The organism is Paenibacillus sp. FSL P2-0089 (genome assembly GCF_038595095.1).
Classification (GTDB): Bacteria; Bacillota; Bacilli; order Paenibacillales; family Paenibacillaceae; genus Paenibacillus_AQ; species Paenibacillus_AQ silagei.
Genome location: NZ_CP152006.1, coordinates 1,797,014 through 1,823,262, shown reverse-complemented (window position 1 = coordinate 1,823,262; position 26,249 = coordinate 1,797,014). Strand labels below are relative to the sequence as shown.

Annotated in this window: 26 protein-coding genes; 6 read left to right on the top strand and 20 right to left on the bottom strand. The window is 53.4% G+C overall.

Going from position 1 to position 26,249, the window contains the following annotated elements; all coding sequences use genetic code 11:
- Positions 1-35: 35 nt before the first annotated feature.
- The gene (locus NST69_RS07335) at positions 36-815 is read right to left on the bottom strand and encodes a methyltransferase domain-containing protein (protein ID WP_342548889.1); all 780 of its coding nucleotides are present in this window, start codon (positions 813-815) and stop codon (positions 36-38) included.
- 261 nt (positions 816-1,076) lie between these two features.
- On the opposite strand from NST69_RS07335, the gene NST69_RS07330 reads away from it, so the two are divergent.
- Positions 1,077-3,152 carry a methyl-accepting chemotaxis protein gene (locus tag NST69_RS07330; RefSeq protein ID WP_342548888.1) on the top strand — a complete coding sequence of 692 codons (2,076 nt, stop codon included), beginning with the start codon at positions 1,077-1,079 and terminating at the stop codon, positions 3,150-3,152.
- 59 nt (positions 3,153-3,211) lie between these two features.
- On the opposite strand, the gene NST69_RS07325 is transcribed toward NST69_RS07330, so the two are convergent.
- The 6 genes from NST69_RS07325 to NST69_RS07300 form a co-directional block, all read right to left on the bottom strand.
- Positions 3,212-4,105, bottom strand: a complete 894-nt coding sequence (locus NST69_RS07325; RefSeq protein ID WP_342548887.1) for an alpha/beta hydrolase — start codon at positions 4,103-4,105, stop codon at positions 3,212-3,214.
- An 88-nt stretch (positions 4,106-4,193) separates the two neighbouring features.
- Positions 4,194-4,448 (bottom strand): aspartyl-phosphate phosphatase Spo0E family protein, encoded by a 255-nt coding sequence (locus NST69_RS07320; RefSeq protein WP_051477788.1) that lies wholly within the window; start codon positions 4,446-4,448, stop codon positions 4,194-4,196.
- A gap of 200 nt (positions 4,449-4,648) precedes the next feature.
- On the bottom strand, positions 4,649-5,866 hold the full coding sequence (locus NST69_RS07315; protein ID WP_036696744.1) for an aminotransferase class I/II-fold pyridoxal phosphate-dependent enzyme: 1,218 nt from the start codon (positions 5,864-5,866) through the stop codon (positions 4,649-4,651).
- A 13-nt stretch (positions 5,867-5,879) separates the two neighbouring features.
- Positions 5,880-6,371 carry an Lrp/AsnC family transcriptional regulator gene (locus tag NST69_RS07310; RefSeq protein WP_036696743.1) on the bottom strand — a complete coding sequence of 164 codons (492 nt, stop codon included), beginning with the start codon at positions 6,369-6,371 and terminating at the stop codon, positions 5,880-5,882.
- 168 nt (positions 6,372-6,539) lie between these two features.
- The gene (locus tag NST69_RS07305) at positions 6,540-6,938 is read right to left on the bottom strand and encodes a spore coat protein (RefSeq protein WP_051477789.1); all 399 of its coding nucleotides are present in this window, start codon (positions 6,936-6,938) and stop codon (positions 6,540-6,542) included.
- 32 nt (positions 6,939-6,970) lie between these two features.
- Positions 6,971-7,204 (bottom strand): hypothetical protein, encoded by a 234-nt coding sequence (locus NST69_RS07300; protein WP_209878355.1) that lies wholly within the window; start codon positions 7,202-7,204, stop codon positions 6,971-6,973.
- 188 nt (positions 7,205-7,392) lie between these two features.
- Here NST69_RS07300 and NST69_RS07295 point away from each other — a divergent pair, with 188 nt between their 5' ends.
- The gene (locus tag NST69_RS07295) at positions 7,393-8,631 is read left to right on the top strand and encodes an FAD-dependent oxidoreductase (protein ID WP_342548886.1); all 1,239 of its coding nucleotides are present in this window, start codon (positions 7,393-7,395) and stop codon (positions 8,629-8,631) included.
- Between the two features lie 83 nt (positions 8,632-8,714).
- On the opposite strand, the gene NST69_RS07290 is transcribed toward NST69_RS07295, so the two are convergent.
- The 4 genes from NST69_RS07290 to NST69_RS07275 form a co-directional block, all read right to left on the bottom strand.
- Positions 8,715-10,274, bottom strand: a complete 1,560-nt coding sequence (locus tag NST69_RS07290) for a flavocytochrome c (protein WP_342548885.1) — start codon at positions 10,272-10,274, stop codon at positions 8,715-8,717.
- Between the two features lie 127 nt (positions 10,275-10,401).
- Positions 10,402-12,015: a DcuS/MalK family sensor histidine kinase gene (gene dcuS, locus NST69_RS07285; RefSeq protein ID WP_342548884.1), complete on the bottom strand. Its 1,614-nt coding sequence runs from the start codon at positions 12,013-12,015 to the stop codon at positions 10,402-10,404.
- 204 nt (positions 12,016-12,219) lie between these two features.
- Positions 12,220-12,579: an FMN-binding protein gene (locus NST69_RS07280; protein ID WP_342548883.1), complete on the bottom strand. Its 360-nt coding sequence runs from the start codon at positions 12,577-12,579 to the stop codon at positions 12,220-12,222.
- A 25-nt stretch (positions 12,580-12,604) separates the two neighbouring features.
- Positions 12,605-14,035 carry a flavocytochrome c gene (locus NST69_RS07275; RefSeq protein ID WP_342548882.1) on the bottom strand — a complete coding sequence of 477 codons (1,431 nt, stop codon included), beginning with the start codon at positions 14,033-14,035 and terminating at the stop codon, positions 12,605-12,607.
- Between the two features lie 184 nt (positions 14,036-14,219).
- Between NST69_RS07275 and NST69_RS07270 the strand changes: the two genes are divergently transcribed.
- The gene (locus NST69_RS07270) at positions 14,220-14,678 is read left to right on the top strand and encodes a hypothetical protein (protein WP_339254937.1); all 459 of its coding nucleotides are present in this window, start codon (positions 14,220-14,222) and stop codon (positions 14,676-14,678) included.
- A gap of 126 nt (positions 14,679-14,804) precedes the next feature.
- Here the strand turns inward: NST69_RS07270 and NST69_RS07265 are convergent, their stop codons facing one another.
- Positions 14,805-15,524, bottom strand: coding sequence for a response regulator (locus tag NST69_RS07265; RefSeq protein WP_342548881.1), 720 nt, complete (start codon positions 15,522-15,524; stop codon positions 14,805-14,807).
- 156 nt (positions 15,525-15,680) lie between these two features.
- Positions 15,681-16,358 carry a lactate utilization protein gene (locus NST69_RS07260; protein ID WP_340954885.1) on the bottom strand — a complete coding sequence of 226 codons (678 nt, stop codon included), beginning with the start codon at positions 16,356-16,358 and terminating at the stop codon, positions 15,681-15,683.
- Between the two features lie 94 nt (positions 16,359-16,452).
- Between NST69_RS07260 and NST69_RS07255 the strand changes: the two genes are divergently transcribed.
- Positions 16,453-17,154 (top strand): Crp/Fnr family transcriptional regulator, encoded by a 702-nt coding sequence (locus tag NST69_RS07255; RefSeq protein ID WP_342548880.1) that lies wholly within the window; start codon positions 16,453-16,455, stop codon positions 17,152-17,154.
- Between the two features lie 33 nt (positions 17,155-17,187).
- Here NST69_RS07255 and NST69_RS07250 read toward each other — a convergent pair whose 3' ends face one another.
- From NST69_RS07250 to NST69_RS07235, 4 genes are all read right to left on the bottom strand, one after another.
- Positions 17,188-18,396 (bottom strand): MFS transporter, encoded by a 1,209-nt coding sequence (locus NST69_RS07250; protein ID WP_342548879.1) that lies wholly within the window; start codon positions 18,394-18,396, stop codon positions 17,188-17,190.
- 81 nt (positions 18,397-18,477) lie between these two features.
- Positions 18,478-19,023 carry a hypothetical protein gene (locus NST69_RS07245; protein WP_339313264.1) on the bottom strand — a complete coding sequence of 182 codons (546 nt, stop codon included), beginning with the start codon at positions 19,021-19,023 and terminating at the stop codon, positions 18,478-18,480.
- 130 nt (positions 19,024-19,153) lie between these two features.
- Positions 19,154-19,573: a DUF350 domain-containing protein gene (locus tag NST69_RS07240; protein WP_036696710.1), complete on the bottom strand. Its 420-nt coding sequence runs from the start codon at positions 19,571-19,573 to the stop codon at positions 19,154-19,156.
- 32 nt (positions 19,574-19,605) lie between these two features.
- Positions 19,606-21,972: an endonuclease MutS2 gene (locus NST69_RS07235; protein ID WP_342548878.1), complete on the bottom strand. Its 2,367-nt coding sequence runs from the start codon at positions 21,970-21,972 to the stop codon at positions 19,606-19,608.
- Positions 21,973-22,124: 152 nt separating this feature from the next.
- Here NST69_RS07235 and NST69_RS07230 point away from each other — a divergent pair, with 152 nt between their 5' ends.
- Positions 22,125-22,472 carry a phage holin family protein gene (locus NST69_RS07230; RefSeq protein WP_036696706.1) on the top strand — a complete coding sequence of 116 codons (348 nt, stop codon included), beginning with the start codon at positions 22,125-22,127 and terminating at the stop codon, positions 22,470-22,472.
- Positions 22,473-22,515: 43 nt separating this feature from the next.
- On the opposite strand, the gene NST69_RS07225 is transcribed toward NST69_RS07230, so the two are convergent.
- Complete coding sequence (locus tag NST69_RS07225; protein ID WP_342548877.1) at positions 22,516-23,616, bottom strand: diguanylate cyclase; 1,101 nt, start codon at positions 23,614-23,616, stop codon at positions 22,516-22,518.
- A gap of 273 nt (positions 23,617-23,889) precedes the next feature.
- Between NST69_RS07225 and NST69_RS07220 the strand changes: the two genes are divergently transcribed.
- Positions 23,890-24,276, top strand: coding sequence for a cupredoxin domain-containing protein (locus NST69_RS07220; RefSeq protein WP_036722528.1), 387 nt, complete (start codon positions 23,890-23,892; stop codon positions 24,274-24,276).
- Between the two features lie 5 nt (positions 24,277-24,281).
- On the opposite strand, the gene NST69_RS07215 is transcribed toward NST69_RS07220, so the two are convergent.
- A complete protein-coding gene (locus NST69_RS07215; RefSeq protein WP_342548876.1) occupies positions 24,282-24,911 on the bottom strand; it encodes a hypothetical protein in 630 nt (209 codons plus the stop codon).
- A 143-nt stretch (positions 24,912-25,054) separates the two neighbouring features.
- Positions 25,055-26,248, bottom strand: a complete 1,194-nt coding sequence (locus NST69_RS07210; protein ID WP_340954897.1) for a sugar ABC transporter permease — start codon at positions 26,246-26,248, stop codon at positions 25,055-25,057.
- Between the last annotated feature and the right edge of the window lies 1 nt (position 26,249).

The window sequence follows — 26,249 nt, the reverse complement described above, 5'->3', positions numbered from 1 at the left end:
AGGAAGTCCGTAATCGTCCTGCCGCACAATTCGCCTCAAGGCTTACGAAAGGTAATGCAATACATCAGGCCCTTGCACACTTCCTTGTACTCTACCTCCAGCATCTCCGGCGGAATCAGCCCAAGCATCTCCGGCATGTCCGCTCCCTCTGCAAAATATCCCTTAACCACTGGCACCTTCCCGTACGTTCCCTTCACCAGCTTCTGCGTCTCATCGGCAATCATCAGCCTTGTGCCCGGCTTCGCCACCCGGATCATCTCCAGTACCGCAGCATGCGGATCGCTGAAACAGTTGATTCCGCCGACATGGTACACGCAGTCAAAGCTGTTGTCCTGAAAAGGCAGCCTCTCAGCAGTCCCTTGGAACAGATGTGCCTCCAGCTTCCACCGCCGCAGATTGCGCACCGCCTGCTTCAGCATTCCGCTGGAAATATCCAGCCCGTACAGCTCGGCCGGCGCGTTCTTGGCCTTCACCTTAATGTACGGAAAATTATCGCCGCTGCCCACCGAGGTCTCCAGCACACGCTGACCGCCGCGCAGCTCAAGCGCAGACAGGAACTGCTCTCTATAGCTGCGTTCTCCGCCGAACTTCAGCGCGAAATACAGCTTGTTGGACAGCCGGTAGAAACGGGCAATCCGGTTGTACAGCTCCAGGTACTTCCGGTTACTGCCTGAGGCATCCGCTTCCTCCATAAAAGCCAAATACCCGTGCTTCCACGGATATTGCCGTCCATTCGCCGGATTGACCGCCCCCGTACCCTCCAGCTTAAGCTCTTCATATGTATTCGGGTCCCTCAACAGCTGATCATGCAGCATGAATATCTTCCTCTTTCCTTACACTGTACAGTTCCAGCCCGTACTCAGTGATGTTCGTGAATATTCATTATATGCCTACAATTGGAAGCGGACATCAGCCCCGGGTCTGCCGCCGTCTCCGCCTTTGGTCGTACCCCACAGACTTAGATATACGACATTTTTTTATTTTTTTCGACAAAAAGTAACAACAAAATCAGCTCTCCAGCCGATGATATTCAATACAGGTATAAATAGCTTCACTATCTAATGGGGGGGATTCACATGGCTAATGTTGTTCACAAGGGGATTTCCAGGCTCCGGTTCAAAAGCATACGTATGAGAACATTTGCATTCATCCTGCCCATCTTTCTGATCACGCTGGTGCTGGTCTCTCTGTTGTCGTACATGTATTCCAAAAGCATTATCCAGCGCGAGGTTACACAAAAAATGAATGTGCAGATATCAGATATTTCTAACGAAATTAATGCGAACTTAAATGTGCACAGCAAGGTTCCCGAGGTTCTGGCAAGGACGCTGGAGAGTCACGCTGCGGAATTCACACTGGATCAATACCGGACTATGCTGTCTAGTGCGCTGAAGGCTAATCCGGATACATATGGTGTGGGTATTTATTTTGAACCCGGACGGTATGACAGCAAGCTGAAGTACTTCTCCACCTATGCCCACCGAGACGGCGACAAAATTGTGACAACCGAGCAGTACAATGACCCCGATTATAATTATCACGGGCAGAACTGGTACACTATCGGCAGAGACCATGCAGCGTTTACAGATCCATTCTATGACACAATTACAGGGACAACGATGGCTACGTTCGCTGTTCCTTTCCGGGATATCACGAATACCTTGCTGGGTGTCATGGCCGGCGATATCGATCTCAAGACGCTGCAGAGCAGGATCGAACAGACCAAGGTGGGGAATACAGGCTGGGCCTTCCTGCTGGACAAGCAGGGGAATTACATTGCCGGACCGGATGCCGAGAAGAATATGCAGCTGAAAATAACAGATGAAAAAAGCGCAAGTCTGTCCGCAGCGGGAGCAGAAATGCTTCAGCAGAATCAGGGGATGGTAACCTATGCCGATTCCGGCGGGACCATCCAGATGTATTATGAAAAGCTGCCGGACACCGGCTGGACCGTGGGTCTTGCCATGCCGGAAAAGGAACTGTATGCGCCGCTTAAAGGGCTGCTAAGGTCTATTCTGCTGGTTAGCTTTGCAGGTCTTATCCTGACGGTAGCAGCCGTATATCTATACAGCCGCTATATTACCCGTAAGCTGACTCGGGTCAATGAGATGTCCCGGCAGATGGCTGCCGGAGACTTCACCGGGAAGCTGGAGGTAGACAGTGAGGATGAATTCGGCAATATGGCCGGGCATTTGAACCAGATGATTACCAATCTGAGCAGACTCCTGGGGACCATTGCCGATCACTCGCTGCAAGTCGCCTCGACCTCGGAGGAATTAATGTCGAGTGCCAATCAGACCAATCACACCACAGAGGCCATTGTGGAGAATATTCAGGATCTCTCAGCCGGAGCGGATCAGCAGATGCAGTCCACCCGCGAGTCTGCAAGAGCGATGGAGGAGATGGCCGCCGGTGTGCAGCGGATCGCGGAGGCTTCGATGGACACCGCAGCAGCGGCTGGACGGGCGGCAGGCCAGGCACAGAACGGGTATTCCGTCATTACGGAGGCCGTGGACCGGATGGAAGAGATGGAGCGGACCGCCGCAGATGCTTCCAGCATGATTACCTCTCTTAGCGCACAATCCCAGCAGATCGGCAACATCATTGGTCTGATCAAAGGCATCAGCGATCAGACCGGCATGCTGGCCTTAAACGCGGCGATTGAGGCTGCCAGAGCGGGCGAATACGGGCGGGGCTTCTCCGTGGTTGCCGGTGAGGTGAAGAAGCTGTCCGAGCAGACAGCCGAAGCCGCCGGGCATATCAGCACCCTGATTCTTGAGATCCAGCAGGGCAACCGTGCCGCATCCGATGCGGTGTTGGCGAATGCCGATGCCGTTCAGGAAGGCTCGCGGATGGTAGGCGAGGCCGGGCGTCTGTTCACGGATATTCTCGGCGGCATCGGCGAGATTAACACCCAGGTTCATGAGATGTCTGCTTCCTCCGAGCAGCTGCTGGCCGGAACCGAGGAACTAACCTCCTCGGTGGCGGAGATGGCAGAAGTGGCCAGGCAGGCGGCAGAGCGTTCCCAGAGCGCTGCCGCGGCCTCCGAGGAGCAGCTCGCCTCCATGGAGGAGGTAGCCGCAGCCTCTACCGAGCTGGCGAAGATGGCCGATGGGCTACAGCAGGCAGTGGCCACGTTCAAGGTTAACTAACATACATGTATAACCCCCTGATAAGTCCCTTCGGACTGGAGCAGGGGGTTATTTTATAATCATTCTCCCCCGCTTCCCTTCAAAAAAGCCACCAGCTCGCGGTTGACCCGCACCGGCTGCTCATGATTCACGCCGTGACCGGCGTCCGGGATGACCGTGTAGCGGAACCCGCCAGCATCCAGTGTTCCAGTGAGCTCCCGCTTCTGCTTCAGCTTATAATCTCCCAGCAGGAAGTATAGCTGATCCCGGAACGTAACCGCTTTCTCTTGTTCGTAGGGCTGAAGCTTATGGGCGAACATCGCCTGCTGGTTATGATTCTGCATTAACAGCACCAGATGCTCCCCGACTTCGGGATGCTTGTCGAACAGGCCTGAGGCCGGGGAGCTGAGCTTGCGGGCTGCCTTGAGCAGATTGCTGCGTGTAGGAACAAGAATCTCCGGGAACATCATCATCAGCGTATGTATCATGCTTTTAATTGGAGAAATGATTATTCCTCCCTCCATGCAGACAGCCCTCAGCGCTCTTCCCGGCCCGTTCACCATGTAATTGAAGGCCATATATGCTCCGTTTGACACTCCTGCCACACAGAATTGGTCAAGCTTCAGCCCATCTGCGACCTTGTTAATCCAATCCACCTGGTCAAAGGTCCGTTTATGGAACAGCTCACCTGGAACACTCTTCCCCGGTCCTCCCAGCGTATCTATCGCAATGCAGCGGAAATGCCGGGACAACTCCTTCATATTCAGCAGCCACATCACGGCCGAATTATCGCCTACCCCGTGTAATAGGAGCAAGGGCGGTGACTCCGGCTCTCCCGCTGTTATACAATGAGTTGTCCCATAAGGGGTCTCCACATCAAGCTCCTGAAATTCCGTCCCCCACGCGTCAAGAAGCTCGTTATAGGACCTTAGAACCTGTTCTTTGCCGGACTCGCTTTTAAATACCTTGATCATTTTCATACTCCACCTTCCGGTACTTCATTATTCAAAAAAAACGGACATCTCCCAAAGGAAGACATCCGCTTGATATAATCGTGCTGGATTAATTGCTCTTGCGGTGGCGGCCTCTCATATACTCATTAATCTTGAGATCCAGCAAGCTGCTGATTGCTATTACATTATCCGAGGTAAAGGACTTCTCCTGCATAAAGAGCTGTTCCATTCTGCTGCGGAGCATCTGAATTTCATCTTCCAGCGAGAGCCTGCGTGCATTCGCATCTTCTCTGGCAGGAGGTCGCCCGCTTCCGGAGCCACATTTCCCGCCAAAGGAGGATAAGTAATAATCTGCGCTCAGCACAATCACCCTTCCTGATGTAGTATTGCGCGTCATCCAGATAAGAACTGTGTGGTTCTATGCAACCAGATATGAAGCGCCTTTATTCCCGGAATAAGAGGTCCATGTAAGTGTATTACAGGTGTTTCTTGTCCTTAGAGTAAAATAATACCATATCAGAAGGTGATCGGCTATAGTTCTATTTACTTCTTTGTCGAGCCTTGTCAGGCCCCTTCCCGGGCCAGCTGTGAGACAAATGCCCCAATTCGCTCAACCGCTTCATTCAACTGGGACACCGAGGTGGCATAGGAGCAGCGCAGATAGCCTTCTCCGCCCAGACCGAAGACACTTCCCGGAACGGCGGCGACCTTATATTCAAGCAGCAGACGCTGGGCGAACTGGTCGGAGGTCAGGCCGGTGGCCTGGATACTAGGGAATGCATAGAAGGCACCCTGCGGCTCATGACACTCAAGTCCCGCCTCCCGCAGCCCCTTGACAATCAATCGGCGGCGCTGGTTATACGAGTCTGTCATGCGGTCCTTCTCTTCCATTCCGTTGGTAAGGGCCTCCAGCGCAGCCACCTGGCCCATCGAAGGCGCACACATGACGGTATACTGGTGAATCTTCAGCATGGCTGAGATCAGGTCCGGGTGACCGCAGGCATAGCCCATCCGCCAGCCGGTCATGGCGAAGGCCTTGGAGAACCCGCTGACCAGGATCGTCCGGTCAAGCATCCCCGGCAGCGAAGCGAAGCTGACATGGTTGCTTCCATACGTAAGCTCGGCATATATCTCATCCGAGATGACGATAAGATCATGCTTCTCTACCACCTTGGCAATCGGCTCCCAATCTTCACGGCTCATGATGGCACCCGTCGGATTGCTTGGATAGCAGAGAATCAGAATCTTCGAGCGCGGGGTAATCTTGGCCTCCAGATCCTCGGCCGTCAGCTTGAAGTTATTCTTCCCGAAGGTCTCAATGCCTACCGGAATACCGCCGCCGATAGCCGTAATCGGAGAATAAGAGATGTAACATGGCTCGGGTATCAGAATCTCGTCTCCTGGAGAGATAAGGGCACGCAGAGCCAAATCAATGGCTTCGCTGCCGCCGACTGTGGCGATAATCTGGTTCGCCGGATCATACTTCACGGCGAAGCGGGTCTCCAGATACTCGGCAATCCCCTCGCGGAGCTCGGGCATTCCGGCATTGGAGGTGTAACCGGTGAAGCCTCGTTCGAGCGAATAGACGCAGGCCTCTCTCACATGCCAGGGCGTCTTGAAGTCCGGCTCGCCGACACCGAGCGAGATAATATCCTTGCTGCCTGCCGCCAGATCAAAAAACTTGCGGATGCCCGAAGGCTGAATCTGCTGGACCAGCGGGGCCAAATAAGAGTTCATCGACTTGCCTTTATCTCCTGTGTGCTGAGCGTTATTAATGATCATGACATTACATCCTTCACGGAGATATCATCAGACGGTTGTCTTCCTCATGCTCTTCAAAGATGATACCGTCCTGTTTGTATTTTTTGAGCGTAAAGTTCGTCTTGGTAGAGAGCACAGCATCAATCGGTGACAGCTTCTCAGACACAAAATTAGCGACCTCGCGCAGATTGCGTCCTTCCACTTCCACCAGCAGATCGTAAGCGCCGGACATCAGATAGACGGATTTAACCTGCGGATACAGATAGATCCGTTCGGCAATGCCCTCGAAGCCGCGGCCCCGTTCCGGCGTAATCTGCACCTCGATCAGCGCCGTCACCCGTTCATCATCGACTTTGTCCCAATTGACCACCGTCGCGTATTTCACAATGACATGATCCTGCTCCATTTCAGCGATCACGGTCTTCACATCTTCTTCCTCCGCACCAAGCAGGGTCGCCATTAATGCCGTTGAGCTTCGCGCGTCCTCCTTGAGCAGTTCCAGCACTTTCCTCTTCAATTCATTCATTCTCAGGGCCTCCTGCAAAAAAGAGTTTAGTATTAATATGACATGAAAAGTGCCGTTCTGCAAACAAAATAACCCCGCCGAGGCGGGGCTATTTGACTTCATTCCCTTTATATTTTCTCCTGCATGGCCGGGTAAGCGCTCTAATGCTTCACAGGGCCATCGCCAGGGTTACATATAATAGGAACCGTTATGATGCTGCTGGACGTTCGGCTGATGCTGCGAAACATTCGAGTTCTGGTTATAAGCTCCTGCCCCGCCTGTTTTCTCACGCACGAACTGCTGCAGCTTCTGCTGGGTCTGCTGGGCACTCTGAATCTGCTTGTCCACATCCTGGCGCAGCGCCTTGCCCGGAACGGTGTACATGTTCATTTGCGACATCTGCATATACAGTTCTCCCTGAATTCTGAGGGTATCCATGGTCAAATCATTGAATACCCGTCTGACGGCGGGACAATTCGATTCTGTAGCTGCTGTGGTGTACTCGCGGACTGTCCGCTTCAGATCAGCCAAAATTGTGTTCAGTAAATCTTCATCCGCCATAAACGGTGTTCCATTCTGTGCGTACACAGTAAAACCTCCTTCAGAGTTTGTGGGTTCTGTTATTGCGGCTGTGTCGGTGCATACTGCTGATGCTGATGGAGCAGCTGGACCAGCATATCCATATGATGGGTATGACTCTGAATCTGCTGGATGCAGATCCCCTGCACGGCAGAGTTCTGAGTGGTTCCGGCTGTAGCCGCGAGCTGCTTAATCAGCAAATCCTCATTGGAAATGGAATCGGCAATGTATTCCAATTCTTTTCCGCTAAGTGCCTGCATTTGGTTAGATTGCATGTTCGGTAGTCCCTCCTTCTGGTTGTTCAAGCGTTCCTTAGTATGCTTCCGGAGAAGGCTGTTTATGTGCCCGAAGGTACATTAAGCAAGCTCACATATGATGAATAATCCTTAAGGTCTTGACGCATGAGACTCTTCAATAGTGCAAATAATACTACTCTGAATGACATAAAGGAGCGAACAGATCTATGAAACTCGTCAGCGGGCAACTGCCCTGGGAACACACACTGCCCAAGCCTCCGGTATATCCGGTGCTTGAGGAAGATATAACCTGCGACTGTCTCATTGTAGGCGGCGGGATGGGCGGAGCGATGATGTCTTACCGCATGTCCCTCAGTGGAGCAGATACCGTTCTTATCGATAAAAGAACGATCGGTACCGGAAGCTCCCACGCCAATACGGGACTGCTGCAGATCGCCAATGACAAGTCGCTGACAGCTTGCATGAATACTTTTGGGGAAGAGAATGGCGTGCTGTTCTACAGACTCTGCCAGCAGGCCATGCGTGCGATTCTTGACCTGCCCGGCAAGCTGGACATCGATCCGCAGATCATTGAACGCACCAGTCTGCTCTATGCCAGCGTCCCGGAAGATGTGGATATGCTGAAGCAGGAGAATGAGAATCTGATCAAGCACGGCTTCGACTCGGAGTTCTGGGAGGCGGAGAAGATCCGCGCCCATTACGCCTTCTCCAAACCAGGTGCGCTGTATTCCAAAGGAGATGCGGAAACCAATCCGCTGCGGACGGTACACAGCCTGATTCATAAAGCGCACTCCGGCGGGGTAAGGGTCTATGAGCATACCGAAGCCCTTCATTATGAGTACAAGGCAGACGGCGTAATCTGTCATACCGGACAGGGGCGGATTGTTGCAAAGAAAGTCGTCTTTGCTATGGGGTATGAGACCCAGGAGATGAAGAAGGACCGGGGAGCAGAGCTGATCAACACCTATGCTATTATGACCGAGCCTCTGCCGCATCTTCCAAAATGGCATGAGCAGAGCCTGCTCTGGGAAACGGCCCGTCCTTATCTGTATTTCCGGACTACCCCGGAAGGCCGGATTATCGCCGGCGGCAAGGATGAGCAGCTTACCAGCGTGGAGCGGCGTGAGGTAAGGGTCCTCTCCCAGTGTGAGCGTCTGGTCGAGGAGCTTACGGCCCTGTTCCCGGAACTTCAAGGAATCAAGGCCGAATATTCCTGGGGAGCGGTCTTCGGCTCCACCCGTGACGGACTGCCTTATATGGGGCCGCACCCGGAATTCCCGCATTGCTACTTCATTGAAGGCTATGGCGGAAACGGCACGGTCTACAGCATGATTGCCGCCGAGCTGCTTGCCGATACGCTGGCCGGCAAAAGCCGTCCGGAGCTGGAGCTGTTCTCGCTGACCCGGTCGGCCAAGCCTGCGCCCTCCCCGGCGATACAGCCTTAGAGCTGCAACACAGAAAGGGATGCCCGCATAGCCTGATGGCTGCGGAGCATCCCTTTTACATGAGAACAATATAGAATAATAGCTTATTGCGCTTTTACAAATTCAGCCGACTTAATCCCTGCCTGACGTCCGAAGATAATAATCTCGGCTACCGAGTTACCGCCGATGCGGTTCTCGCCGTGCAGCCCGCCGACCACTTCTCCTGCCGCGAACAGGCCCGTAATCGCCTTGCCGTCTTTGTTCAAGACCTCAGTGTTGGTGTTGATCACCACTCCGCCCATCGTATAGTGGATTCCAGGGCCGATCTGAATCGCATAATACGGAGCACCGGACAGATCATTATCCATACCGGTTGTTCTGCCGAACTCGGCATCCGACTTACTTTTCACCGCACTGTTCCATGTTTCCACGGTGGTCTTAAGTGCAGCGGCCGGAACCTTCATCTGATCCGCCAGTGCCTCGATGGTATCTGCGGTCTTGACTACACCCATCTTGATGTATTGATCTACCGCCTTGACACGGGATTTCACTCCGGCGTCGAACACGAGATAAGCGGATTTCTCAGGAAGTGTATTAATTGAAGCCGTCACCTTGTCACGGGTATCCATCTCATTGCCGAAGCGCTTGCCCTCAGCAGATACAAGAATAGCCCCTTCTCCCCGGACCGCTTCACCGATCAGGTAGGATTTCTCCTGCTGTACAGTCGGGTGAACCTGAATCTGATCCAGGTCTACGGTAGTTCCGCCGACCTTCTCAATCATGGCAATGCCGTCGCCGGTGCTGCCAATCTGGTTGGTCGTTACCAGTCCTTGCAGATCCGGGCGAACCTTGGCAATCAGTTCCTTGTTGGCACCGAAGCCCCCGGTGGTTACGATAACTGCTGCTGCGCTGATCGTTTTGTCATCGGCCTGGTTGAACAGCACCTTCACGCCGTTCACCTTACCATCCTGTACCGTAAGCTCCTTCACATCCGCATTGACGAACAGCGGAATTCCCTGCTCCTGAACATTGCGGACAAGTCCTGCTACAAGATATTGTCCCACGGCCGAGCCGTCCTCCGGACGATGGGTACGCTTCTCCTTCATACCGCCGGTAATTGTAATATTGTTCAGGCGGATTCCGATGGAATCGAGCCAGTCAATGGCACCTGCGGATTGATCCACGAAGAAGTGCAGCAGCTCCTTATTGTTCGTATCATGTCCGCCCTTAAGGGTCTCTTCATAGAACAGTTCGTTGCTGTCTTCGATGCCCTGCTCCTTCTGGAACTTGGTCTGCGAAGCATTCATCCCTGAGGAGGATTTGGTTGTATTGCCACCGGCTACCGGCATTTTCTCCAGGATGACCGGGTTCATGCCGGCCGCTTTGGCTTCCAGTGCAGCAGACATTCCCGCACCACCCGCGCCGACGATGACGATATCATATTTATCTTTTAACTGATCATACGGAGTATAGCTCGCTTCGGATGCCCCCGATACGGCCTCTGCTGTCTCTTTAGGTGTAGCCGTTGCTGCAGGCTCTGTGGTCGCGCTGTTTGTTCCCTTGCTCTCATTCTTGCTGCTGCCCGCATTGTTGCTTCCGCAGCCTGCAATCACCAGCATCACAGAGAGAATGAGGATAAGCGCCGCTGTTAATCTCTTATTCATGTGAGTTGTGCCCCCTTGTGCATATTTTCACAATTATCATAGCGTCAAAGAAGCGGTTTGTGGAACCTTCCGTAAATTATTAAAGAGTTTTGTAACTAAAGTAAGCGGGCATATGGACCTTAAATGTTCACATCCCCTCCTCCTCCTTCACCTCATAAGGCACATCCACGATAAAATGCGCTCCCGGCCCGCAGCCGGCGGCAAGCTCAAGATGACCCCCCAGTTTGTCTACACTTTTCTTCACCAGATATAGGCCGATTCCCCGCTGTTCACCCTTGGAGGAGTAGCCCTGAACGAAGATCTTCTCCCCCAGGCCCGCCGGAATTCCCGGACCGTTGTCGCTAACCTCGCATAGCAGCCGCCCTTCTTCATATTGAAAAGCAAGCTCCACCCGCTTCACGGGTTGCTCACAGAGCTCCCCCAGCGCCTCCAGGGCATTATCCAGCAGATTGCCGGCAATCGTAATCAGCTCATGAATCACCTGCGGATCAGCCGGCTCCGGCAGATAGCTGTCTCCGGTCAGCAGCAGCTCCATCCCCGCTTCGCGTGCCCGGCTCAGCTTCCCCAGCAGAAATCCGGCCAGCACCGGGTCCTTGATCTGTCTTGTGATCGACCCGATCTCCTTCTGGTAATTGCTTACCGTTCCCAGAATATATTGCTGCAGCTCATCATACAGACCCATATGCGTCATGCCCATAATGACATGCAGCTTGTTCATGAACTCATGGGCACCGGAGCGCAGCGCTTCTGCATAGACCGAGACTCCCGACAGCTTCTCCGCCAGCACAGCCAGCTCGGTTTCATCCCGGAAGGTAGCAATCGCGCCAACGATGTTCCCATTCACCCGGACTGGCAGGCTGTTCACCAAAAGAGAGCTGTCTCCCAGCTCCAGCTCCCGGTCCTGTATCCCCTCTCCCTCAGCCAATACCTGCTCAAGACCCAGCTCCGGCCAATACTCGGCAATCTGCCGGTTCATGGCGCTCCCGCCAATCCCCGCAGCCCGCAGAAGCCGCTGTGCTTCCATATTAAGGATGGTAATCCGCGCCTCCTGATCTACGGCAATAATTCCCTCACGCGTGGATTCCAGCATCGCACTGCGTTCCTGGAGCAGCTTGGAGATGTCCTCCGGCTCCATCCCGAACACCATCCGCTTGATCCGGGCCGCCAGAATGAATGCTCCTCCCGCTCCAAGCAAGGCTCCCGAGACCAGAATCGCAATAATCGTCCACTCATTCATCAGGACCAGCCGCTCGACCCGCTCCAGGGACAGACCGGCAATGACCACACCCACCTGATGCCCCCGGTTGTTATAGACTGGCACGAAGCCGCGCAGGGATCTGCCGAGCGGACCAGCCCCTTCGGAGATGCTCTCCCCTCCGCGCAGCGATATCTCCTGGCCGCCTCCCGCAAAGGGCAGACCGACCAGCGAAGCATCCGGATGAGAATAGCGGATTCCCTTCATATCTGTCACGACCACGAACATAATATCATTGCGGCGGGCGATCCTTGAGGTGTAGTCCTGAATCTCCTTGCTGTTGCCCTCACTGAGTCCCTCAGAGACCAGCGGAATCAGGGCGATGGTACGGGCAATCGTAATCGCCTTATCCTCCAGCGCCTGCCGGGTCTGCGGAATAATCTGATTCCGGAAAATAAAATATAAAATCAGCAGTACCAGCAGGACAACGGCAGACACCATGACGGCAATCATTGTGCGCAGACTGTAGCTTTTTTTCCTGGCCACTGGTGCGAAGACCTCCCTTCATGTCCCATATTCCTATACCATTCGAACTATATTATTTGAACTAGAATTTGTAAAGCTACTCCAGAGTGATTGTTTCTGGGGATGTAACTATGCAGCAAGCCCAGCCGTTCTGCCGGAGACAGGAGGGCTGGGCTTGCTGGAATGAACTTTTCACAACTCTTGTATAGACAAATAGATGATAGCTTACTGCTCCTTGGCCTGTTCCAGCGCCTGGGTCACCGCTTCAATAATTCCGCCGCTGGAGCCGGAAGCCCCGGAGAGGGCGTCTACGCCTTCTGTGGTTTGCTTTTCAATAATTTCAGGAATCGTATTCTCTACAGCCGCATCGATCATCGCCTGCGTCTCCTTATGCTCCTTTACGGTAATGGCGTCGATCTTCTCATCTTTGATCTCTACCGCCACTTTAATATCACTCTTAACCCCTTTGCCTGTTCCATCATATGTCCCGTCCACATACTTGCCGGAAGATGATGAGCATCCAGCTGTTAGTACTGTTGCAGCCGCGAGGGCAGAGAACAGCAAGGTTTTTGTCCACTTGTGCATGAATAATTCCTCCTTCTGAAAGTTCCTATTTCTTAAGTGCCTTCACAGCTTCATCCGCTGCGATCCGCCCGAAGGTAGTGATGTCTGCCAGTGCATTACCGCCCAGACGGTTCGCGCCGTGTACTCCGCCGGTTACTTCGCCCGCAGCATACAGCCCGGCAATGACCTGATCCTTGGTATCCAGCACCTGAGCCTGGGTGTTAATTGCTACTCCGCCCATGGTATGGTGGATTCCCGGTGTTACCTGAATTGCATAATACTTACCCTTTTCAAAAGACAGCTTAAGATCCGGCCGTTCAAACTCTGTATCCTTGCCGGAAGCAACGAAGCCATTATACGTTTTCAGTGTATCCGCAAGCGCTTTGCCATCTACACCAATCTGTGCCGCCAATTCTTCAGGTGTTGCCGCTTCTTTGACCAGATCCATTCCAAAGTAAACCTCAGTTGCCTTCAGGTTCGCACGCAGCTCATCATTGAAGATCAGGTAAGCTACTTTACCGGATTGGGCCAGAATATTCTGGGACACGACATCGCGGGTCAGCAGTTCATTCGTGAATCGCTTGCCTTCGCTATTGACCAGAATCGCACCGTCTCCGCGTACCCCTTCCGTGATCAGCACGCCTTGATTCGGAATGGTGGTCGGATGAATCTGAATCTCCTTCATGTCTACAAGCTTGGCACCAATCTTCTCTGCCATCGTTGTACCATCTCCGGTTGCGCCCGGGTGGTTAGTGGTAGAGAACCCTTCCAGCTTCGGCTGGTACCCCTTGATCATGTCCATGTTAGCTCCAAAACCGCCAGCCGCCAGGATAACGGAATTCGCACTAATCGTGTACTGCTTGCCATCCTTATCCGTCACCTTCACTCCAGTAACCACGCCGTCCTTGTTCTTGACGATCTCATCGGCAGTCGTCCGCAGGCGCACATCAATCTTGTACTCCTCCAGCTTCTTCTTCAGCGCGACTACGATGAAATTCCCTGCCGCTTCCCCGCCTGCCGGACGGTGAATCCGGTTCACGCTTGCCCCGCCTGCGCGTCCCACTTCAGACAGCTCGGCTCCATTCTCCTTCAGCCACTCCACCGAAACCGCCGCACCGTTCGTAAGTGTTCTGACCAGATCCGGGTTGTTCAGGTTCTTGCCGCCCTTCATGGTATCCTCGAAATGCAGCTCCGGACTGTCTGTAATGCCAGCCGCTGCCTGATAAGGTGTTCCTGCCGCATTCAATCCGCCTTCCGCACGGACGGTGTTGCCTCCAAGCATAGGCATTTTTTCGATCAATATCACTTTGGCTCCCTGATTATGCGCTTCAATGGCAGCAGTCATTCCCGCGCCGCCGCCGCCGATAATAACAATGTCCGTAGACTCCCCTTTGGTGCTGTTACATGCAGGCAATACCACCAGACTTGCCAGCAGCAACCCCTTGCCCAGCAGACTTCCCCATCTCTTTCTGTTCATTCAGTTCTCCTCCAATTGTTATTGTGCATATTTTCACAATCATCATAACCTGAAGGAGCCCTGACAAGAATATTTAGTAATTAAAGAAATGATAAAGTAAATAAAGGTAGTGAATTTGCTTGAATGTGTTTATAGATTTATAATTGGAGCTTATACAACCGTATCACTAGGAGGAACAGAAACTATGGAAAAAAGCGAAAAATATTGGCTGGCCGGTGCTGTTCTGGCAGCAGCCGGTGTCTCCCTGATGAGCTACACCGCGAGCCGCTATACTTCATTCAAAAGAGTAGTTACCCGAACCATCCATCTGGAAGATATCGCCGCTCTGGAAATTACCCGCCTATCTTCTGTTCCCGGTGAACAGAAGGATATTGTGCTTACTGAGCCGGAAGCGATTAAGCGGATCTACGATGATTTCTCCAGCGTCCGCCTGATGAAATCCGCCCGCAATGTGAGCACAGACAACAAGTACAGCTATTACATTACCATCGTCCAGGCCGACCGGAAGCAGCGGTTCGACATTATTTTGAAGGGCAAGCATCACATGATTATCTACGACAATGACATGAACAACCCGCACCTGGTAGCCTATAAAATCATTAACGAGTTCAGTCCGCTCGCTCTGCAGCAGGCCTTCGATTGATTCTGCGCACGCTTATGTACGGCATAGCTTAATAACCTTCACAGCTAATGTGACGGCTATATGGAGTCATGGAACGCCTGGGGCAGCCTCGGGACACCTTGACTCCGTTTTATTTTAAGAGAACACTTATAGATATTTACGGATAAGCTCATGCCCTTCAGGTCTCACCTTATACATATACACCGGCCTGCCTACCGCCCCGTAGCTAAGCTCCATTTCCAGAATACCTGCCTCCGTCAGAAAAGCCAGATATTTGCGGACCGAGATCCGCGAGATGGGCGCATGACTGCTGATATCCTCCGTGGAGAACACCGGGCTCTCCAGCCGGTTAATTGTGCTCCAGATGCTCTCCAGTGTGCCTTCGGCAAGCCCTTTGGGCAGCGGCAGGGCAGCGTACTTCTCCTCTTCCGTCCCGAGCGGATGCCGCAGCAGCTTATCCAGCTGCTCCTGGCTTAGATGCTCCTTGTGCATCAGCTTATAATCTTCACGATACGCCGACAAGGCTGCCTGGAAGCGGGCAAACTCAAACGGCTTGATCAAATAATCCACGGCCCCGTTCTGCAGCGCCTTGCGGATGCTGGCATTGTCACTGGCGGCGGAGATCACAATGATATCCACCTTGCTCCCCTGCTCCCGCAGAGCAGAGAGCAGTTGCAGCCCGCTGACACGCGGCATATAAATATCCAGCAGCACCAGATCTACCTGCTGCTCCTCCAGCATAGTTCTCGCTTCATCCCCTGTCGCCGCCCAGCCCGCATACTCAAAGCCCGGCACCTGCTCCAGATAATGCCGGTTGAACTTCGCCACCATCGGGTCATCTTCAACGATTAGTACTTTAATGTTCATGGGGTCTCCTTGTCTTTTGTGCAACTATAACTACATATAACTACAACTAATATAACATTGCGGCGGAGAATTTTGGAGGGAGGTGTGCTGAGACATAGAATCAAAACTAACAAAAAGACACCAATTCGAGAAATTAACCGAACGGTGCCGAAAAAATTAAAATCCCAGAGATTCACCAACGAGGATAACCTTTATTCTCCCCGCTGTTTTACACATTCTTGTTTCGACGATGTAAGAACAGATACAATCCTCTGATTTACAATCTGCACAAGCACCATTGATTAGGCAGGGCGTTTTTTGCGGTGAATGTAAAAATGGGCTGGACGAACTCGAAAGACGGTTTGCGTTAATGGGAGCGGCATAGGTTCTGGCTCTTATCACTGCATCTTCAGCGGTCTTGCACACCTTATTCATCCCCACGACAGCAACCACACTTCTCGGTCCAAAAGTAACCGCTGCCGCCCGATTGCCCACACTGTCGATATTGACCAGTATCCCATCTTCACTAACCGCGTTGAAGCTGGTTAAATAGGTGTCGCACAAAAGAGATTGGCGCATGAGGTCATAACGTTCCTCCATCGTCTGCGCTGTATCACGATCAATGACTGCATAGTTGCCTTGGCGTACCCGGTCAAGAAGCCCGATGTCCTCAAGCGTGACTGAACCGCCCCAAGATACCGAAGACTGTTCCGGAATTAAGGATAGCGCCTTTTCCGCAGCTTCTATGGCGTTGTCACAGTAATAGGCCTCAAATTTTCTGCTTTGCAGATTTTTCATAACCTTGGAGGCTAACAGCCGGTTTCTCGCTTTGATTGAATCTTCTTTCGTTTGCATTGCTCTTCCTCCGTTCTGACGTTAGACAAGGCGGCTAAACTTCGTGTGTATGTATGATTAATATAGTATAGTGGAAATAAAAAGGATGTTGCACATGCAACGCGAAGCCGCTCAGAATAACTTAGAGTCCATATGTCAATCACGTTTATTTTCAGGGATTTCCCCTGATGATATTCCCCAAATGCTAAAATGTCTGTCAGCCACGCGGAAAGAATATGCAAAAGATGAGATGGTGGTACGGGAGGGCGATTTCGTTGATGATGTCGGCATCATATTGCAGGGCAGCGCTCAAAGTACGAAATTGAACGTCAAAGGAAAACAAATTATTGTATCCCTCCATTACCCGGGTGGATATACCGCTGTTCTCACAGCTGCCAGCCGTGGAAGAAGATGCCCGATGTCAGTACAGGCCATAGAACCGCTTGAGGTGCTGTTTATTCCTATCCAAAACATATTGAGTCCTTGCACAAAATTATGTAAGGCACACGAACAGTTACTTGGTAATCTTTTCGATAGTATTGCCGAACGTGCGTTAGAATTGCATGACCGGAATGATTGTCTGATTATGCCGACTATTCGGGATAAGGTTTTAACTTATTTAACAAGAGTTATGCGTGATGCTGGAACCGAGACTTTTACGATTCCCTTTGACCGGGAGGCGATGGCCGAGTATCTGGACGTAGACCGCAGCGCCCTATCCAGAGAGCTGGCATGGATGAAGCGGGACGGCTTGATTGAGTTTAGTAGGAATGAATTTAGACTATTATCAAAAGCAGTAGAGAAGGATATTCACTAACGGGAAGCGAGGCTGGTGATATATGACACTGGGTTATGAATGCTTTTGCGTATTTAAATTCAGCAACCCCCGCACCACCACCCAGCTCCCCAGCGGCGCCGCGCCCAGCAGCAGCATTAGCAACGTGATCGTCCGCAGGGACTGATCCAGTGACAGCACGGCGATGAAGATCAGCAGGCCGAGGAGGCGGCCGCTCATCAGGCTAAGCTCCCTGAGCACTACCAGCTCCACGCGTTTGCCGGCGCTCTCCTCGGACACTCCCATCAGGTCGAAGCTGGTGGACAGCATCGGCAGCATGTAGAGCGGCAGGCAGAGTGAGGTCCCGATTCCCATGATTAGGAGGGTGGTAAAGTTCACCTTCCACAGCAGCGGAAGAAGGAAGGCGATGAGCAGCAGACTGCCTGCCAGCATACCGCTGAGGCGGGCACGGGGCTTGAACCATCTGCCGGCCACATAATAACTGATCAGGGAGACGGCTGAGGTCAGCAGGGCGAACTGTCCCAGCTTGCTCTCCTCCTGTGCTGCAATGTAGACGAGCAGACCGATCAGGAAGGAGAATACGCCTTCCCGGATGCCCTGAAATACTAGCGCCGCCGCAACTGGCCGCCAAGGACTGCGCCTGCGGGTAAGCTCGCGCCAGGGCTCCAGCCAGAGATAGGCTTCACCGCGCGGCCGTTTGCGCAGGCCGAAGCTGAGCACAGCAGCCAACCCATAGATACATAGCGACAGTATGAATACCATACGGTAGCCTTGTCCGCCTTGCCAACGGGAGATCATCCAGCCGGACACCCAGGGTCCGGCTATTCCCGTCAGGGAACCGAGCAGGCCCATCCACCCGTTATAGAAATCGCGGTTCTTGGCATCGGTAATCTCGAAGAAAACAATATTGAACGCCAGCCAGTACAGCCCGATGGATAGCCCGAGGACCCCGCCCAGCGGCCAAATGTAATGAATCGCGTCGCCCCGCAGCCACAGCACCAGCAAATAAAAAAAGCCCGATACGGCAATTCCCAGCCGTAGGGCATTCATTTTGTTATGTTCTTTCACCCACTTGCCGCCCAGCCAAAAGCTGAGACCCACGGCAAGCTGCTGGGCCACGGTGAACCAGCCGATCATGGCGAAGTTCTGCCGGCTTTTCCACAGATATACGTTGAGGAACGTTCCTGCAAGCACTGTAGCCAGAAGGTATAGCCCGCCTACAGCCAGCAGCAGCGCCGCCTGTCCCCGTTCTGAACCTCTCATGCTTAGCCCTCCCTGCTCGTCCTAAGACACATCATCTATTACTAACATGTCCAGACGGCAGGGAAAGCATGAATCCGAACTTTATTCGGCTGCGGTGCTGAGATTGCGGACAAGCTGGATGCGGTCTTCCTGCGCCAGACTATGCTGGACATGGAAGCAGGAAGGACAGACGTACAGATTCAGCGCGAAGGGAGGCTTCAGCACGGCTGCGCCGCCCAGCGCTTCCGGCGTTGCCGGGGTGAACCCGTCCACCTGCTGCGTACCGGAGTGAAGCATCAGCTCATGACATTGCGGACATTCCGGCGCTTCCAGCTGGGCAGCCAGCAAGCCTGAGACCTTGTCCTCATAACGCTTCAGATCATAGTCATCGCCGAATTGGCCCAGCGTACCCCATACAGGCACCACGCTATCCTTGTCGTCGTCATCCCACAAATTATCGTCGCTGATCTCTTCCTCCCCGGAAGCTTCCTGCGTATCCGGCTCTTCATCCTCCAGATCCTCTGCACCTATCGTTACTGTGCGGTAGCCGCTAAGCTCGTTATTGCAATGAGGACAGGTATCCTCGGGGCCAAACTCCTCATCCCATACAATCTCGGTATGGCACCATGGGCAAACTGTTGTCTCCATCTGTATAATCTCCTTCGCTTACTCACATTCGGTTCAATTCACCGTTAAATATATAATGCCGGCCGCTATAAAAGCCAGGGCTGAAAAAAACAGAATCCGAATCAGCAGCTTCATCTCCCTGCCCCCTAATTCAGAATATGGCCGCGCCGATAACATAGGACAAGGATATGGAGAGCAGCATGGCTGTCAGTCCTACGGCCCGGTTATCTGCGGCAATCTCTTCATCAATTGAAAAGACCGGAGTAAAAAACTCGAACAGGAAGTAAGCCAGCAGCAGCAGCAAAAAGCCTACAACCGACCATTTCATCGTCTCATAGATGGATGCCCCCGCTTCAATGCTGAAGCGTAAGATGTTGCAGATTCCGAAGATTTTGCCTCCGGTTGCCATGGCTACGGCCACATTCCCCTTGCGGATCTCTTCCCAGCAGTTGTATTTCGTCACCATTTCGAAGAAGGACAGGAATACGACCAGCCCCAATATGGCGACAGTGAAGTAGCCTAGCAGCGCCCCCAGCGGATGTTCCAGCAAAAGATCAATATTATCCTGCACACTTTTCCCTCTTCCCTGCCGGACTATGGGCGCTACTCCAGTTCAGCTACCGTCACACCCGCGCCGCCTTCATTGTAGTTCCCGAGCCGATAGCTTTTGACATGCTTGTGCTTGCGGAGGTATTCCTGTATTCCTGTCCGCAGGACCCCCGTCCCCTTGCCGTGGATAATGGAGATCTGCCCCAGATTGCCGAGAAAAGCTTCGTCGATGAAGCGGTCGGTCTCCATAATGGCTTCCTCCAGGTTCGCACCGCGCAGATCAAGCTCATTACGGATATTCTCATCGCGTGTACGCTTGACCGTTGTGGCCCTGCGCAGAGCCGGCGGAGGAGCATCCGGGGCGGAGGCCAGGAATTCCAGATCACTCAGATTGACCTTCATCTTCATGATGCCGAATTGTACCACCGCTTCCTTGGTACCACTCAGCTCAACCACAAGGCCCTTCTGATTCACATTCGCTACCTTCACTTCATCCCCTGGCTGAATCTTACGCGGCGCTTTGACCGTGCTGCGCGGCACAGCCTTCTTGCGTGGTGCAGGCTCTGCTTCATCCAGCCGGCGGCGCGCTTCAATCAGCTTATGCTCCTTGACGGATGCGCCTTCCTCCAGCGCCAGGCGGCGGAGGTCACTGATAATCTCTTCGGCTTCCTTGCGCGCCTTGGCCAGAAGTTCGCTGGCATCCTTCTCTGCCTTCTCAAGGCGTTTGTCGCGTGAGCCCTCCAGCTTCTCCAGCTCCTGCTGCTGCCGCTTGCGGAACTCCTCCGCTTCACGGCGAATCTCTTCCGCCCGTATGCGTTCGTTCTCTGCGGTAAGGCGGTTCTCCTCAAGGGATGCAATCATATGCTCAACACGCATATCTTCTTCCTTCACTTCACCGCGCGCATGCTCAAGGATTGCATTTGGCATCCCGAGGCGTTCAGCAATAGCGAACGCATTGCTTCGTCCAGGTACACCGACCAGCAGCCGGTAAGTAGGACTCAGGCTCTGCACATCGAATTCCATGCTGGCATTAATAACGCCTGCCCGTTCATAAGCGTATGCCTTCAATTCACTGTAATGTGTAGTGGCAACCATCCGGGATTCCGTCCGGTGAATATTCTCCAGAATCGCTATCGCCAGTGCGGAGCCTTCGGCCGGATCTGTTCCTGCACCGACCTCATCGAGCAGAATCAGACTCTTCGGTGTCATCCGCTTCAAAATGGATATAATATTCGTCATATGGCTTGAGAAGGTACTGAGGCTCTGCTCAATGCTCTGCTCATCGCCGATGTCGGCGTAGATCGCATCGAAGACACACAGCTGGCTGCCTTCCTCGGCCGGAATGAAGAGACCCGACATGGCCATCAGGCTGAGCAGGCCGATCGTCTTCAAGGTCACCGTCTTCCCGCCCGTATTGGGGCCGGTCACGATGATGGAGCGGTAATCATTGCCCAGCTCCACATCCAGCGGCACAACCTGCTCGGCCGGAATTAGCGGATGGCGGCCCTTGCGCAGGCGCAGGTATCCTCGGTCATTCATCCGCGGCTGGGTAGCCTTCAGGTCGCGTGCCAGACGCGCCTTGGCGAAGATGAAGTCCAGCTCGCCGAGAATGTCGATATCATACACCATCTCCTCGGCAATATCACCGACCAGCGCAGTCAGCCGGTGCAGAATGATCTCAATCTCGCGTTCTTCGCGCAGCCGCGTCTCCCGCAGCTTGTTGTTCATCGCTACAATGGATTCCGGCTCGATGAACAGCGTTGCCCCGGAGCCCGACTGATCGTGCACAATACCGCCGAAGTGGGCGCGGTACTCTGCCTTGACCGGAATGACGAACCGGTCACCACGGATCGTCACGAGCTGATCCTGGAGCATCTTCGAGACCGAAGACGAGCGGATCATCGAATCCAGCTTCTCACGGATGCGCGTCTCTCCCCCGCGCAGCTCGCGGCGGAGGGAGGCAAGCTCCGTGCTCGCCGAATCCATTACATCGGCATTCTCGTCAATACACATGCGGATAGCATCCTCAACAGGCTTCTGCTCCGACAGCAGATCACTCTGTGCGAAGAGGGAAGGAACGCTCTCATCGTCATGCATGGCATGGATGAACCGCTTCACCCGGCGGGCCCCGCCAATCGTGTTGCCTACCGCAAGCAGCTCTGCTGTGCCCAGCATCCCGCCAATTGATGCACGCTTCAGCGCAGGCCGGATATCGGTTACGCCGCCGAATGAAGGAATGCCCTTCAACCGGTCAACATTTACCGCCTCATCCGTTGCCTGCAGGAGCTTCTTCACCCCTTCGAAATCACCGGAAGGCTTCAGGAGCTCGGCGGTCAGCCGTCCCATCGGCGTCTGCGTATACTGCATCAATTTATTTAAAATCTTGCGATATTCAAGCGTATGCAAAATTTTGTCGTCCAATTACTGTCACAGCTCCCTTCATAGATGGAACCATTATACCTAATTTAGCCCATTTTCGCTATTTGGGTATGATTTCTGGGCATAGAAAACCGGCTTCGGGCCACAATAACAACGCACATATCCTTAAGCGAACGCCAAAGGAGGTTAGTTCATTGAGATTCTTAGCTCATGTAGTACGGTTCGTGGTCGCAGCAATCGTGCTGATGGTGGTCGGCTGGATTGTTCCGCAGTTCACGGTCGGGGGATTCTGGAGCGCATTCATGCTTGCTCTGGTGATCGCTCTGCTCGGCTGGGTCGTTGAAGGCATTTTCGGCAAAAAAACAACGCCCTTCGGACGCGGTATCGTCGGCTTCCTGGTCAGCGCCCTGGTCATCTGGATTGCCCAGTTTGTCGTCAGCGGAGTCAGTGTCTCGGTGCTTGGTGCCCTGCTTGCCGCACTGGTCATCGGGATCATCGATCTGTTCCTGCCGGTATCCACTCCGTTTGAAGCAGGCAAATAACGGCGCAAGGCACATGCAGACAATGAAACCCCCAGCTCCCGGTCTATATCGGAATTTGGGGGTTTTCTGTAAGTTTATGCACTTCACCGGAAGTGACCGCAGAGGTCACCACAGCATTTTTCCCGCCGCGCTTGGCCGAATACAGCGAATCGTCCGTCTTGCGGAACAGCAGCTCCTTGCCGTCTCCAAGCTGGTAGTGACACAGTCCGATGCTGACCGTAATGGGCTTGTTCCCGGCATACGGATGGCACATGGCAGCAATGCTGATACGCATTTGCTCGACAGCAGCGTAGGCTTCCTGGAAGCTTTTATCCGTAAAAATCACTGCGAATTCTTCCCCGCCATACCTTGCCGCGAAGTCATTCAACCCGATCAGGCTGCCCATCTTGGCCGCCACCTCTTTCAGCACAAGATCGCCCACCCAGTGTCCGTATCTGTCATTGACCTGCTTGAAATTATCGATGTCCATTAACGCCAGCTGCAGCCTCAATCCGTTGTTCTCACACTGCTCCAGCAGCGAATCCAGATACTCATGGAACGTCTTGTGATTATACAGGCCGGTTAACGCATCCATCTTCAGCAGCTTGTCCGAAATTGCCCGCTCTACCATTAGCTCCTGCTCCGACTTGGTGAGCTGCTCCAGATATTCGCGCGTCTCGCGGCCACGGAGGATCACCGCCTGCGCCGTCAGGGCAAAAACAACATACACACACTCCACCAGCACGAACTCCAGCAGCGGCTTGCCAAGCAGCGGCCGTTCAAGCCCAAAGTATACCCCCGCGTAGAATACAATGCTAAATGCTCCAAGCGAGTACAGCAGCCGCTGGTCAAAATAGATGAGGGCCAGCATAAGGGGCATCAGCAGCATCATCTGGGCACCGTCTACATAAGGCTCAAGCACAAAATACATCAAATAGGAAACCACAAAGCTGCAGACCACAACCGCCTGCTTATGATAACGGAGCGAGCGCCGCAGCCAGACCTCGGCAGAAGCCATACTCAGGACAATCATCAGGTTGCAGACTATGAACATATGCCCCTTGCCGGGACTGAAGATCGTCTCCATCTCAGCCGAACGGGAGTACAGCATATACAGGAACTGGGCGAGCAGCAGACAGAGTACGATGATCCAGTAGCCATACAATATTCTCCGGTGCCATCTCTCTGCACTTTGCAACGCGTAATCTATAATGATCTGACTCCCCTGCTTCTAGCCGAATAATATGAAGCTTTAATTATATTAGGCTTAATTATAATTAATTTTAAACTCTTTTGCATCATATTTTTGCAAAATTCGACAAAGTTTGCAGCGGTGGTGACGGCGGCGGTCGGAGTCTTTTTCATAGATTGATCAAGACAACTTGACCGATTTAGGCTATGCTAAGGACAACTGCCCAAGTAGATGAGGAGAATGCGTATGATCAGAAAGTCGGCTATTCTTTGTTCTATTATATTTGTGCTTCTGCTAACGGCCTGCGGTGGGAACACGAGCAATTCTGACAGCGCAAACAACGCAGCTGCCGGGAGCAATCTGACGGCGGAGGAAGAACTCGTAATTACAGCCACCAATTATAGCTTTGACCAGCCGGAATACCATTTGAAGAAGGGCGTCCCTGTCAAAATCATCTTCGAAAATGAGAGCGGCAATCACGGCATACTAATCCCGGAGATGAAGCTGCGGTTGGATGCCAAGAACGCCTCGCAGGTTGTCCTGCCCGAGGAAGCCGGAACCTTCGAAATGACCTGTGCCATCATGTGCGGCTCCGGCCACAGCGGAATGACTGCTAAGATTATTGTGGAGTAAGCGCTTCAGTTCCAAGGGGCCAAATTACGCAAGTGGAAACGGCTTTGCCGTCCTTTTAAAGGACGGTACCGTTTTGGCGAGAAATAGAAGGATAATGTATAGCGTGGAACATATAAATTCTTATATTTGAACAAAATGCCTGCGGTATAGCCGGATGTGGTCAGTTTTTCGACCTTATTCGGCTCACTCGCCTCCGCCGCGCCAAATGTGATCGGTTTTCCGTCCTTTTTTGGCTCACACGCCTCCGCAGCTCCGAATGTGATCGGTTTTCCGTCCTTATTCGGCTCACTCGCCTCCGCAGCGCCAAATGTGATCGGTTTTCCGTCCTTATTCGGCTCACTCGCCTCCGCCGTGCCGAATGTAATCGGTTTTCCGTTCTTATTCGGCTCACTCGCCTCCGCCGTGCCGAATGTAATCGGTTTTCCGTCCTTATTCGGCTCACTCGCCTCCGCCGCGCCGAATGTGATCGGTTTTCCGTCCTTTTTTGGCTCACTCGCCTCCGCCGTGCCGAATGTAATCGGTTTTCCGTCCTTATTCGGCTCACTCGCCTCCGCCGCGCCGAATGTAATCGGTTTTCCGTCCTTATTCGGCTCACTCGCCTCCGCCGCGCCGAATGTAATCGGTTTTCCGATCACATTCGGTTCTTGCACCTACGCACACAACTTATCCATATCGGACGAAAATCATGATTTCCTAGTCAGCAAATAAGCCGGAAGGGACAAGATCCCTTCCGGCTTATTTGCTCTGTATGCTTAAGCGGCTGCTACAGCCACTTCTCTTACTTCACACCCTTGCTGCGGCCTGAAATGTCCAGCCAGACGGCGATGACCAGGATCGAGCCTTTGACCACATACTGCCAGAACGACTCCAGTCCCATCAGCGACATGCCGTTATCGAGCGAGGTCATCACCAGCGCTCCGATCAGAGCGCCGATGACCGTTCCAGCTCCGCCCATCAGGGAGGTGCCGCCGATGACACAGGCGGCAATCGCGTCCATCTCGGCCATATTGCCTGCGGTAATGGTCGCCGAAGCCAGGCGGGAGGTCAGCACGATGGCGGCGATGGAGCCGAGCAAGCCGCTCAGGATGAAGACCAGCATCGTCTTGCGTCTGATGTTAATGCCGGAGAGCCGCGCAGCCTCAATATTGCCGCCGATGGCGTAGATATGGCGGCCGAAGGTCGTCTTGGTGGACAGGAAGTAGAAGATGGCCGCTAGCACTATGACGAAGATGATCGGGAACGGAATCCCTTTGTAATTGTTCATCAAGGCCACGAAGACTACCACGAGCAGGGACAGTCCTGTTACCTTCGCGATATCCATGCCGAGCGGGGCGACGGTGAACCCGTATTTCTTGCGGGAGCGCCGCTTCGTGAACGCGCTATACAGCAGCAGAGCCACCGCGAGCACACCGAGAATGATTCCGAAGCCTGAGGCAAAATAGGCATTGCCGAGCAGCGCCAGCACCGGATCGGATACCGGAATGGTCATGGATTCAGTCACGCCCATCAGCACCCCGCGGAACACCATCATCCCGCCGAGGGTGACAATGAAGGCGGGGATCATTTTATAGGCGACCAGCCAGCCCTGCACCAGACCCAGCACCGCACCTGCGGCAACCGTGCCCAGGATGACCACGATAGCGGGTAGCTCCAGCCAATTGCTGAGAATCGCCGCCATCCCGCCGGTCAAGCCGACGATGGAGCCGACGGACAGATCGATATGGCCCGCCACGATAACCAGCACCATGCCAATGGCCAGTATAGAGGTCACCGACATCTGCGTGAACAGATTGGACAGGTTCCGCGAGGTCAGAAAGGTCGGATTCAGCACACCGAACAGAACCCAGATCAGAATCAATGCGCCAATCATCGTATAGGCACGCATATCCATTTTGCCGAACAGGGTACGCAAGCGCGATCCTCCGGCGGCCGGAACCGCTTCAGGTTCCTTAAGCTCTTTTTGCAGCTGCATC

What these genes read in the sequence shown, in the direction of transcription:
- NST69_RS07335 (WP_342548889.1), bottom strand. Translation starts at nt 815, where the DNA reads ATGCTGCATGATCAGCTGTTGAGGGACCCGAATACATATGAAGAGCTT.
- NST69_RS07300 (WP_209878355.1), bottom strand. Translation starts at nt 7,204, where the DNA reads ATGCAATCTAACCAAATGCAGGCACTTAGCGGAAAAGAATTGGAATAC.
- NST69_RS07265 (WP_342548881.1), bottom strand. Translation starts at nt 15,524, where the DNA reads ATGAACATTAAAGTACTAATCGTTGAAGATGACCCGATGGTGGCGAAG.
- NST69_RS07310 (WP_036696743.1), bottom strand. Translation starts at nt 6,371, where the DNA reads ATGAATGAATTGAAGAGGAAAGTGCTGGAACTGCTCAAGGAGGACGCG.
- NST69_RS07220 (WP_036722528.1), top strand. Translation starts at nt 23,890, where the DNA reads ATGATCAGAAAGTCGGCTATTCTTTGTTCTATTATATTTGTGCTTCTG.
- NST69_RS07280 (WP_342548883.1), bottom strand. Translation starts at nt 12,579, where the DNA reads ATGCACAAGTGGACAAAAACCTTGCTGTTCTCTGCCCTCGCGGCTGCA.
- NST69_RS07290 (WP_342548885.1), bottom strand. Translation starts at nt 10,274, where the DNA reads ATGAATAAGAGATTAACAGCGGCGCTTATCCTCATTCTCTCTGTGATG.
- NST69_RS07325 (WP_342548887.1), bottom strand. Translation starts at nt 4,105, where the DNA reads ATGATCAAGGTATTTAAAAGCGAGTCCGGCAAAGAACAGGTTCTAAGG.
- NST69_RS07270 (WP_339254937.1), top strand. Translation starts at nt 14,220, where the DNA reads ATGGAAAAAAGCGAAAAATATTGGCTGGCCGGTGCTGTTCTGGCAGCA.
- NST69_RS07210 (WP_340954897.1), bottom strand. Translation starts at nt 26,248, where the DNA reads ATGCAGCTGCAAAAAGAGCTTAAGGAACCTGAAGCGGTTCCGGCCGCC.
- NST69_RS07255 (WP_342548880.1), top strand. Translation starts at nt 16,453, where the DNA reads ATGCAACGCGAAGCCGCTCAGAATAACTTAGAGTCCATATGTCAATCA.
- NST69_RS07295 (WP_342548886.1), top strand. Translation starts at nt 7,393, where the DNA reads ATGAAACTCGTCAGCGGGCAACTGCCCTGGGAACACACACTGCCCAAG.
- NST69_RS07315 (WP_036696744.1), bottom strand. Translation starts at nt 5,866, where the DNA reads ATGATCATTAATAACGCTCAGCACACAGGAGATAAAGGCAAGTCGATG.
- NST69_RS07260 (WP_340954885.1), bottom strand. Translation starts at nt 16,358, where the DNA reads ATGCAAACGAAAGAAGATTCAATCAAAGCGAGAAACCGGCTGTTAGCC.
- NST69_RS07250 (WP_342548879.1), bottom strand. Translation starts at nt 18,396, where the DNA reads ATGAGAGGTTCAGAACGGGGACAGGCGGCGCTGCTGCTGGCTGTAGGC.
- NST69_RS07330 (WP_342548888.1), top strand. Translation starts at nt 1,077, where the DNA reads ATGGCTAATGTTGTTCACAAGGGGATTTCCAGGCTCCGGTTCAAAAGC.
- NST69_RS07245 (WP_339313264.1), bottom strand. Translation starts at nt 19,023, where the DNA reads ATGGAGACAACAGTTTGCCCATGGTGCCATACCGAGATTGTATGGGAT.
- NST69_RS07275 (WP_342548882.1), bottom strand. Translation starts at nt 14,035, where the DNA reads ATGAACAGAAAGAGATGGGGAAGTCTGCTGGGCAAGGGGTTGCTGCTG.